Below are 10,818 nucleotides of genomic sequence, written 5' to 3' on the forward strand. Positions count from 1 at the left end.
AAAATAGGAAATCCTATATCCCGATATATTTTTTTTGCGTGCTTGGCTGCTTTTCGATGTGTCGTTCAGGGCTTCATCGGCAAAAGGTCCGGTTCAACGACGTCCGACCTTTTCGGCGTGATAGTCAGCCAGATGGTCGCAATGACCCCGAACCAGTTTCCCTTTTTGGGTGTGGGGGTATCGCCGGGCCACGGTGCGGAAGTTGCACAGGGTGTAGTGTATGTCGGCTCCCGTCTCATCGTCGGTTACCAGGGCGGTAGCCTGCCGTACGAGGGCTTCGGCTCGGGCCAGAGCCGCGCGGGTATATCGGTCGTTTTCCCAGTCGCGCTTCTCGCACACCTGCCCCCAGTAGCAGCTGCCCCGGTAGTATTGGGTCAGGCTCCAGCAACGGTCGAACGAGTTGCGCAGCCCGATGGCATAGCGCACCATCAGCCGGGCTTTGCGGTTGGGCTCCCGGGTCGTCTGCAGGTTCTGCTCCAGCGAATGCATCTCCCGGGCAAAGGCAAATTTGAAATCGGCGGGATTTTCGGTCGAGGTAGCCCGTACGGCGAAGGGGTCGTATTTCGCCTCTACGTTGAGGTGGCGCTTGTAGGCCTCGCTCACGGCACCCAGATAGCCGATGGCCTCGCCGTATCGCATGGCGCGCAGGCATTGCGTGCCCGCTATGTCGTTGAGGTAGTCGTTGCCCGTGTAGCCCCGGGCGTTGAGGAATCGGTCGAATGCCGTTTGCGGCCGTTGCACCCGCCGCACGTAGGCGATGGCGGCGTCGGTCCCGAGGCTGTCGATCATCTCGAAAAAGTGGTTGCTGTAATCGAATGCGTTGAACTCGCCCGAGTATCGGTACTTGTCCAGCGGCAATACCTGTTGCACAAACCGAGAGTCTCCGTTTTCGTCGGTTGTGACAAGTGTCACTTCTTGTTTGCCTACGACTCCCAGCAGCCGGTTGTCGGCCATGTTGGCCAGTTGCAGCGCCCGGGTCGTTTGGTCGGCCTGGAGCATGCGGGGGCATACCTCCGACAGCACGATGCGGCGCATCATGTCGTTCCAGTAGTAAAAGCTGGCGCATCGTATCAGCTTGTACCCGTGGGTGGTCTCGTCGCGTACCGGGTCGGTCAGGTGGTTTACGATTTGCTTGTCGAGCCACTCGAGTTGCTGGAACAGTCGCCTCTCGTAAGCCCGGTTACAGGGTTGTGTGCGGGCATCGAGGTAGATGCGGAATACTTTGATAGACGCGTCGATAAACGGGTTCGACCGGGCCCGCTCGGCCAGCCGCAGCAGTCGATAGGCCTGGCTGGTCTCTCCGTCGAGGCCCGACAGGAAGGCGGCCGTGTAGTACCACATGGCCGGTACCTCCGTCTCTTTGTTGCGGGCCATCTTCATACTCAGGTCATGCAGCTTCGCCTTTTCGGCCCGGATCGCTGCCGTATCGCAGGGATAGAAGGTGTCGGGCACCTCGAGACTGCGTATGTAGCTCTGCAACGTCTGAGTTATGTAAGGGCTGTTCGGTGCATATTGGCACACGAGCGAGAGGGCGTCGACGGTCGACACGTTCTTGCTGCCTTGCCCCGTGTAGAAGAGAATGGAGCCCACGTCACCGGTCCGGGCAAAGTAGGGGAGAGCCTTCTCGGCTTGTCCCGTGCGTACCTCGGCCCCCGCTATGTAGGGCTCGATCAGGCGGCGCATCAGGTTGTCGGCCGGCAGTCGCGACACCTCCGACTCCCACAGGTCGATGCAGCTCTCGTATCGCCCCAGCGTGAAGAGTGCCCGTACTGCTTGCAACAGATAGCGGTCGCGCAGTCTGGGTTCCCGGTTCGACAGGGCATGTTCGGCCACCTCTTCGAGCGTCATACGTGCCCCGATTTTCATCGAAGGGTAGTACCAGCGCGAGTTGCGCTTCAGGCGGATGTACTCGTTGGTCTTGGCCAGCAGCAGGAAGTCGAGCAGGGCCGTATCGCGTTGGGCAATCCACGCGACGAAAGGGTTGTCGTGTTTTCCCATTCGGTGAGTCTCTACCCGTTCGAGCTCCTCGAGCGGCATCTTGTATACGGCTTGGTAAATATCGGCCGTAGGAATATCGGGCGAGGTTAGCCGCTGCCACTCCCGGCAATTCTCCTCGTCCTCCCGGAGGGGCGATGGGTCGGCAGAATCGGACTCATACACTCTATACATATAATACTCTTCCGGGGCATACCAGGGCTCCCAGCAGGCAGCAACTTCGTGGCTGGTAAACAGAGCGGCCAGACTAACGGCCAAGAATCTGATCGATCTCTTCATGGGTGTAGTGTTTGAGTTGTGCATAATCCAGGTGATACAGCAGGTTGCCGCTTGCCGGTTGGCCCAAATAGCTTTCGACCAGCTTCTTGACGGCTACTATTTCGGCTGCGGCAGGCCGCTCTCGCCGCACCGACTCGCCGGGCTGCGACACCGTGTCGGCCTCGGTCACAATCGATACGAATTTTTCTCCCTCGAATTTGACACCCCAGCCGAATACGGGGTAGGCATAGTCCAGGGGAATCGGGTACCGTTTCCGGGTCATATAGGGTTTTACATCGGCGATGTCCAGTATCGAGTTACGGGTGTCGTGCCCCTTCAATGCCCCCGTGTTGTACAGCATCAGTACACCCCGGTCGGCCGGGGGTGCCGGTTCGCGCAACTGATGCAGCCGCACGGTTATGCTCAGCTCTATCTCCTTTTTCTGCAACGAGTCTCTGACCGTCTGGCACAACACGGCGTAGCTCTCGCGGGTCGATGCCGTCCAGTCGCAATCGAGTTGTATCTCGTTTATCTTTCCGCACTCGTTATACGAACTCATGGCCAGCAGCCGGTCGACGATGAGGGGGGCGAACTTCCGCTCTTTCCCCGCCATGGCCCGCAGGGCGTCGAGGGTGATATAGGCGACCGGTACAATCTCTATCTCGTCGGGTACCCGTGCTTCGAACCGAGTCGTGGCGATGGGCACGACTTCGGAGCCGCCGGTCTCGTAGTCGGGCTCTACGGCCACATCGAACATGTGCAGGTAGATGCGGTCGATGTCGTGCTCTGCCAGGAAGGCTCGTTCGGCCGAGTCGGGGGCAAAGGTCGTTTTCCAGTAATAGACCGAGTTGTGTTTCGCAAACTCCGCGGTTGTCTTGTTCTGGCGTGTGCATCCCGCGATAAGCACACTTGTCGCGATTAGTACCAGGCCGATGGGGTGTAGCAGTTTCATAGTTTGTTTTTGTTTTTGAGGAGTCTGTTGCAAAGATGGTGAAATGGTTGCATGGACAGCACTGTTTTTGGTCCGACTGTACGAAATGGCTATCGGGCTGTATGAAATGCTTCTGTGCGACCTATTTCGTAAAGAAGGCTCCTTGGGTTGGGAATCCGCTTCGAAAAGTGAGGCTTTTTGGCCTCCTCGCACAAACTGTTTTATGAAATATTTTGTGGCGACAAAAGTTTTTATTTAATTTGTGTCATTCAAAAGAAGGCAAACTATGAATAACGATTTGAAAAAGATATTAAGCAGCGATACCGATGGCCTGCTCACCTATGAGTATATTGCCAACCACATGGGTACCTGCGACGACGATATGCCTGCTTTGGCCGACAATATCATCCGGGTCGACCTCACCGGCCAGATTACCGTGAGTGCTGCGCTCTATCTGCATGCCACCGGCCCCGACAAATACAGGGAGATTATCGATAAGCTCATTGCCGCTTCGCTCCAAAAGGATCGTGAACACAAATACATTGTCGATTTGCTGTCGGGTATTTGGGGCGAGGATTATAAGACGCATGTCGATGAGTTGAATCGGCAGAGCGACAATTTCCGCCGTATTTACAAGCGGGTCTATGCCAACGATGTGATGTAATTGTATTATATAATAAGGTACAACTCGGCATCTACCCGGTTATCCGTATAAACGATACGCCGCTTTTCTGCTCGCAGCAGCGCAGGAGGCGGCGTTCTTGTTTCTGATGCTCCTCTCTCCTGTTCTTCCCTTGTAAGGCATCTCCGTTTTCTTCCCGGCCATTTATCCTGTCCCCCTTCTGGCTTTTCTTGGAGATTTTTATGTTTGTTGTTTTTGCTCGATAAAATCAATCTTTTTGTAGCGATTTTTACTCTTGAAGTATTTTTTTGTTAGTAGCCGCTTTTGGTGGAATAAATTTTTATATGGTTGATTCTTAATTGTTTATATAGCTAAATAGACTTGAAATAATTTCTATACTTACGCAGGATTTGACTGTAAAGCTCAATTGGAATAGTTATAATTTTATAAAAATAACATTTGTTTTATCTTGTATAAATATTCTAAGTTTAAAAAATACGGCTTTATATGGTGATATTTTTATAGAAAATATAGGTTTATTCCGAATAATTTTTTATATTTGCAAGAGGTGAATAAATAGTTGTAATATTTTGTTGGTTTTTGCATGTAATGTAATTTCATAATAAACCTAATAATATATTTACGATGGCAAAGAGAATTACGCTTATTTGTGCTTTCTTCCTGTTTATAGTGGGATTGCGAGCAGAGGTTTTGCTGAACGAGAATTTTGAATCTTGGACGGCAACCAATTTCCCAGCGAATGGCTGGACGGTAGTAAACGATACCCAGGAGGGTGCCATTTACCATTGGACTCTCGAGACGGGGCGGTCGGCGCTTTCTGGCTCGATAAGTCTGTTTTGTGACGGCGGATCGTGGGATCCTGTTGAACCGGTAAAGGAGGAGTGGATTATCTCTCCGGCAATTACGTTGAGCAATACCAATTACAATTTGTCGTTCCTGTGGGAAGGGGCGTCGGCTGCCGCTTTCAAAAACGAATACGACTTGCAGGTGCGCGTGAGCGAAAACGACGGAGAGTCGTGGACTACCATCTTCTCGTTCCTCAACCAGAAGCAGGTCGAGAACAGTGGCGTAGTCTATCCCTGGACGGGATGGGCCGTAAACTCGTCGCTGCTCAGCCTGAAAGCCTATGCCGGCAAGACGATAAAGATTGCCTTTGTGCACTGTCTGCTGGTGAGCGGTTCGGGTAAAGGTAACTGTGCCTGGATCGACGATGTGTTGGTCGAATCGGGTGCTGCTATCGAGGCTCCCATAGCCGAGGTTACCCCCACCTCTTACATATTCCCGGGTACCTATATCGGGGTAGGCAAGTGGTCCGACAAGTTTGCCCTCAGCAACAAGGGTGTAGGTTCACTTACCGTAACCGGCATTTCGGGACTCGACGGTACCGATTTCTCTACCGATTTGGTTCCGGCCGATGTCTCGGTAAAACCGGGTGACGAATATGAATTTTACGTGCGCTATACCCCCTCTTCGGCCTTGAGTGCCAAGTCGGCTACGATGACGATTCACACCAATGGCGGCGATGTCTCCATCGCTTTGGAGGGAACCAAGATCATTCTCCCCGACGAGTACAATCTCGAGAGCTTCGAGGGCGGCACCTTCCCGCCGTTGGGCTGGACGGCCGACGAGGGTTGGTCACAGGGTAGTGCCTATGCAACCTCGGGCGATTATTCCGCTTCGTGTAGCTTTGCCGAGAACAACCCCACGCTGGTTACACCTCGTCTCGACTGTTCCGAGGGTTCGTATGAGTTGCAGTTCAATTATGCCAACGTGTGGGAACCCACGGCCGACGATGCCGCCACCTCCGAGAGCGGATTCGAGGTTTACTTCTCCAAAGACGGTAAGAATACCTGGACCCAGATAGCCTCGTGTGACTCCATCAACCGTTGGGAGCACCTGACTGTCGACCTGGGTACTCCGGCTTCGGACAACTGCTATGTCATGTTCAAATATGTGCTCGACGTCGATTTGTCGACCGGCGGTTGGGACGACCTGCCCGAATACTCTACAACTTTCCTCGACGATGTAATCTTGCCGCCCTATTACGGTAGCTCTTCGATACCTGGGGCTGCTACGACTCCTTCGCCCGAGAATGGGGCTGTCGATGTCTTCAACGAAGAGCTCGTACTTACCTGGGGCGGCGTACAGTTTGCCCAGAGCTATAAGGTATATGTAGGAAAATCGGCCTCCGACTTCTCGGTAGTCAATGGTGCCGAGGTGACCGAGTGTTCCTATGCCCTCCCCGTACTCGACTATGCTACTACCTATTACTGGAAAGTCGTTGCCTGCAACGAAGCAGGTGAAACGCCTTCGCCCGAGGTATGGAGCTTCACCACGCTGGCCGACCAGACCGTGAGCACCTTCCCCTGGTCCGAAGGTTTCGACGGCGAGACATTCCCGCCGCTGGGCTGGCGCAACATCGGCGAGGGGTATACCGAATGGGATTTGACCAACTACACCACGTACGACGGCAAGGGCTCGGCCTACATTTCGGCCGGCGGTTCCCATCAGCAGGGCATTCTGCAGACGCCTGCCTTTGCATTGCCTGCCGATAAGGACATGCAGATCAGTTTCTATTGGGGCAATGCCGTACCGGCCGGATTGAGCAAATCGGTACAAGGCACGACCACCATCAATAAGGATACGCTCTATTTCGAAATCAAAGTTGATAACGCTTGGCACCAGTTGGCATTCATCTCGGCAGCTCAGGATGAGGGGCAAAGCTGGGAACGCCAACGCATCGTCCTCTCCGATTACCGGGGCAAGACGGTGAACTTCCGCTGGCGTTACAGCACGGTCGACTATATGGGTTCGGGTGCATCGCTTGACAAAATCCTGATTGAAGAGGCTCCCACTGCCGGTAAAGCAGTCATCAACGCCACCTCGTGGGCAGCTGGCGATGTCAATTACAACAAAGCCGTTACCTCTGCGATGCTGAACCTCTTGAACGATGGCGAAAAGACGATGACGATAACCGGTGTATCGTTTGCCAACGCCAACTTCTCTACCTCGCTGCACAAAGACATGGTATTGGAAAGCCGCGAGAGTGTCGACTTCAACATCACCTTTGCCGCCGGCACAACCTCGGCCCTGGTCGAAGACGAAATGACCATCACCTTCGACGATGCTCCCTCGATTTCGTTCCCCGTATCGGGTAACGCACTGGGCATGTACACCCGCTACTTCAGCTTCGAAGACGACGAGTTCGGCTCCATTGCTCCCAAAGGCTTTACCACGGTCGATGCCGACCACGCCGCTACGGTTTCGCCGGTGATGATCAACTATCCCAACATCGGTACCGCCTATGCCTACATCGTCATCAACCAATTGCCCGAACCCGACGGTGCCGACTGGCGCAACATCTATCCCCGCTCGGGCGACCAACTGTTGGCTACCATGGCTGCCAGCGATGCTTCCGAGGCTGTCGACTGGATTATCAGCGACCAGATGACCGCTCGCGACGATGCACACTTCCGCTTCTATGCCAAGTCGTACGACGGCGACAACACCTATCACCCCTTTGCCGCTCTCACCGTACTGGTAAGTACCACCGACAATGCCGTGTCGAGCTTCTCGCCCGTTTCGGGATTCGAATCGGTACAGGTACCCCACAAGAACAACAGCGACAGCCAGACGTCGTGGACCGAGTTTGATGTCGACCTGAGTCAATATGCCGGACAACCCATCTACGTGGCCATCCGCAACAATACGCCGGGTCAGGGCTTTGTCACCTTCTTCGACGACTTCTATTTCGAGAATTTCGAATACGTAGCCAGCGACAACAATGCGCCCTACTTTACTACGGTGCCCGAGACTACCGCTACCGTGGGCAAACGCTGGACCTACAACTATGCCGTAGCCGATCCCGATGGCGATGCCTTGACCGTGACGCTGCAAGGCAAACCCTTCTGGATTACCCATACCCCGGGTACCAACGGCGGTACATTGTCGGGTATCCCCGGACAGGCCGAAGAGATTATTATGAAACTTTCGGTGACCGACGGCTCCAAAACTACGGTACAGGAGATTGTACTCAATATTACCGACGGTTCGGGTATCGACGAGGTGAACGGCGATTGCCTCGAGGTTTATCCCAACCCGGTGGCATCTACGCTCTATTTCAAGGAAACGTGCGACCGTGTAGTCGTTACCGATATTACGGGCAAACAGGTATTGTCCGCTCAGCAGGTCGAGAGTCTCGACATGTCGGCGCTGGCTCCTGGAGTATATCTGGTGACGGTACAAACTGCCGGTGAGCATCGAACCACCCAAATCGTTAAAAAGTAATCGAAACTATGTTTACTATGAAAAAACTTTTTCTTTCCCTCGCGCTGCTGATTGGCAGCGCAGGGGCTTTTGCCGCCGAAAATCTTGTGTTGAACGAGAATTTCGAGAGTCAGAATTTCCCGCCGCAAGGGTGGACTGTCACAGGTACCGAACTGCCGGATAACCTCGAGGCGACGGCCTTTGCACATTGGGATTTGAATTGGAACGAAATCACGGGGTCGCCCATCGCCGGGTCGGGTTGTGCCGAGGTAGTAAGCAATTATTCCGAAGGTGCAGCCGGTATCTCGAAGGAGGAGTGGCTCATTACTCCGGTTGTAAATATAGCTCAAGATGCTACACTGTCGTTTGTCTTCTGGTGCAATGCCTCGGCTTTTCTCCCGTCTGAAAAAACATACGGTCGTTTCGTTATCAAGGTATCGACCGACAACGGAGCCTCCTGGAACGACCTTTGGGATGTGGCTTCACAGGAAGATATAGAAAACTCGGGTCTGCCCTGGCCGTGGGATAGAACGGCTACCGGCAGTGTGACTAACTGGCAGAAACTGACTCCCAACATAAGTCTGAAGGCTTATGAGGGTAAAAACGTGTCGATTGCCTTCTATTTTCAGTCGGTGTTGTACAAGAACTACACCGCTGCCACGCTGGCTGTCGACGATGTGAAGGTGGGGAATCAGGAGATTGAGCAGCTTCCCGAGGTCGAAGGTTCTACGTCGTATGCCTTCTCCAACTCCTATATTGGATATCTGGCTCAGTCCGAGCCCATGACGCTTCGCAACATCGGGTACGGTGTCTTGACCATCACCGGTATCGAAGGCCTCGAGGGTACCGACTTCTCTACCACGCTCGATCCCGCCACGGTGTCGCTGAAGCGGGGCGAAGAGGTTTCGTATCGCATCAACTACAACCCCACGGTCGAAGGGGCCCGCAGCACGGTAATGAAGATTCACACCAATGGCGGAACCCTTTCGGTCAACCTCTCGGGAACCAAAGTGATGCTCGAAGAGGGGTATACGCTCGAGAGTTTCGAGGGCGACATCTTCCCGCCGGCCGGTTGGTCGCGCAACGAAGGCTGGCACACGATCGAGGGCATAGCTACCTCGGGTGTGAAGTCGGTAACCGTGGGCGGCATGACTACCTGCGACATCGTTTCGCCCCGTCTCGACCTCTCGGCCGGGAACGGTAAGGTGAAATTCGATTACATCGAAACCACCGGCGAGGAGTATATCGACGACTCGTTCCTTCCCACCACCTACTTCATTTGCTATTACAAGAAGGGTTCCGACACCGATTGGACCGAGTTGTGGTGTTCGCTCGACGACAGCCGCTACAACGAGTGGGTACAAAAAGAGATTGAAATCAAAGACCGGGACGGCAACTTCGTAGTGAGCGACGATGTCTATCTGCGCTGGACCTACGAGTTCGAAATCGGCGACGGCGGCCTCGACAACATGGTGGTGACCGACATCTATTTCGACAATGTGGTATTGCCCAAACTCTATGGCGTGGGCGACCTTCCCCTGGCTATCACTACGCCCACTCCTGCCAACGGAGCTACCGATGTCGACTACGCACGGCTCACCCTTTCGTGGGAGCCCTCCCTTTTTGCCGAGGGGTATGAACTCTCGGTAGGAACCGATGAAAACAATCCCACTTCGCTGCTCGATGGCATTCTGCTCGATGGAAACGCTTCGGTATCCTATACGATTCCCATGCTCACACCTGCCACGACCTATTATTGGAAAGTTGTACCTTACAATGCCGTAGGTAAGTGCAACGAGGTTGCCACCTGGTCGTTTACCACCATGGCCGACCAGTCGATTCGCGACTTCCCCTACACCCAAGGATTCGAGACGGGTGCCGTGCCGCCCATGGGTTGGGCCGCCAATCATCAGGGCGATGGCATACAGCAGTGGAAATCGAACAATATCGGCCCATATGCCGGAGAATATTCGGCCTCGGTATGGCACAACTATGCCGGCGAGGAGTCTACGCTCACCACGCCGGTCATTGTCCTCCCTGCAACGGGCGACATGGTGGCCTCTTTTGCCTGGGGTGGAGCTTTGTGCAACCGGTTGGAGACAGGATATGAAAATGAAGCCGTTACCGAATTGCCGCTCGACGAGGTCGACGATACCGAGGGTACCCTCTATTTCGAGATTCGGGCCGTCGATGCCGACAACTGGACTACGTTGGCCTATACCCAGGACCGCACCCGGTGGCGTCACAAATATGTATCGCTGGCTCCCTATGCCGGCAAGAGTGTGAATCTGCGCTGGCGTTTTGTCGCCACCGAGAATGCCGGTTCGTCTGCGGGCGGTTCACTCGACGAAATCTATGTGGGCGACCTGGCCGGTATGCCCACCCTGGCCGTCGACGAACTGTCGCAACCCCGTCTGGCCATCTATCCCAACCCCACGACCGATTACCTCTATTGGAGCGGTGGTGTGGCTCACGTGCGGGTCTACGACCTGACCGGCAACTGTGTGCGCGAGGCGGCCGATGTCGAGTCGCTCTCGATGCACGACCTGGCTGCTGGCATATATCTCGTAACTCTCACTCAGGGCGACACCGTCGTTACGACACGGGTGATGAAGCGCTAAAGTCTACCCCCGCAGGGTGGGGGAGAATATACCCGGAGGGCTCCTGGTCGATGGAGCCCTCTTTGTTCCTTTTGCGAACAGCACACGACAACGATACGTAAATA

At 54.4% G+C, this 10,818-nt stretch carries 5 protein-coding genes; 3 read left to right on the forward strand and 2 right to left on the reverse strand.

The annotated features are described in order from the left end of the window. Positions 1 to 93: 93 nt before the first annotated feature. Both Q1K76_RS00785 and Q1K76_RS00790 read right to left on the reverse strand, forming a co-directional pair. A complete protein-coding gene (locus Q1K76_RS00785) occupies positions 94 to 2,274 on the reverse strand; it encodes a hypothetical protein (protein ID WP_300130316.1) in 2,181 nt (726 codons plus the stop codon). Further along, positions 2,243 to 3,205, reverse strand: coding sequence for a hypothetical protein (locus Q1K76_RS00790; RefSeq protein WP_300130318.1), 963 nt, complete (start codon positions 3,203 to 3,205; stop codon positions 2,243 to 2,245). Before Q1K76_RS00790 ends, Q1K76_RS00785 begins: the two co-directional genes overlap by 32 nt. 265 nt (positions 3,206 to 3,470) lie before the next feature. Here Q1K76_RS00790 and Q1K76_RS00795 point away from each other — a divergent pair, with 265 nt between their 5' ends. The 3 genes from Q1K76_RS00795 to Q1K76_RS00805 all read left to right on the forward strand — a co-directional run bounded on the left by Q1K76_RS00795 (position 3,471) and on the right by Q1K76_RS00805 (position 10,714). After that, complete coding sequence (locus Q1K76_RS00795) at positions 3,471 to 3,848, forward strand: hypothetical protein (RefSeq protein WP_087408098.1); 378 nt, start codon at positions 3,471 to 3,473, stop codon at positions 3,846 to 3,848. A gap of 603 nt (positions 3,849 to 4,451) precedes the next feature. Continuing rightward, entirely contained in the window at positions 4,452 to 8,114 is a 3,663-nt protein-coding gene (locus Q1K76_RS00800) for a choice-of-anchor J domain-containing protein (protein WP_300130321.1), read from the forward strand. Positions 8,115 to 8,131: 17 nt separating this feature from the next. Continuing rightward, entirely contained in the window at positions 8,132 to 10,714 is a 2,583-nt protein-coding gene (locus Q1K76_RS00805) for a choice-of-anchor J domain-containing protein (protein WP_300130324.1), read from the forward strand. The last annotated feature ends 104 nt before the right edge of the window (positions 10,715 to 10,818 follow it).

The sequence above is a fragment of the uncultured Barnesiella sp. genome (genome assembly GCF_946496565.1).
GTDB classification, from domain to species: Bacteria; Bacteroidota; Bacteroidia; order Bacteroidales; family Barnesiellaceae; genus Barnesiella; species Barnesiella merdigallinarum.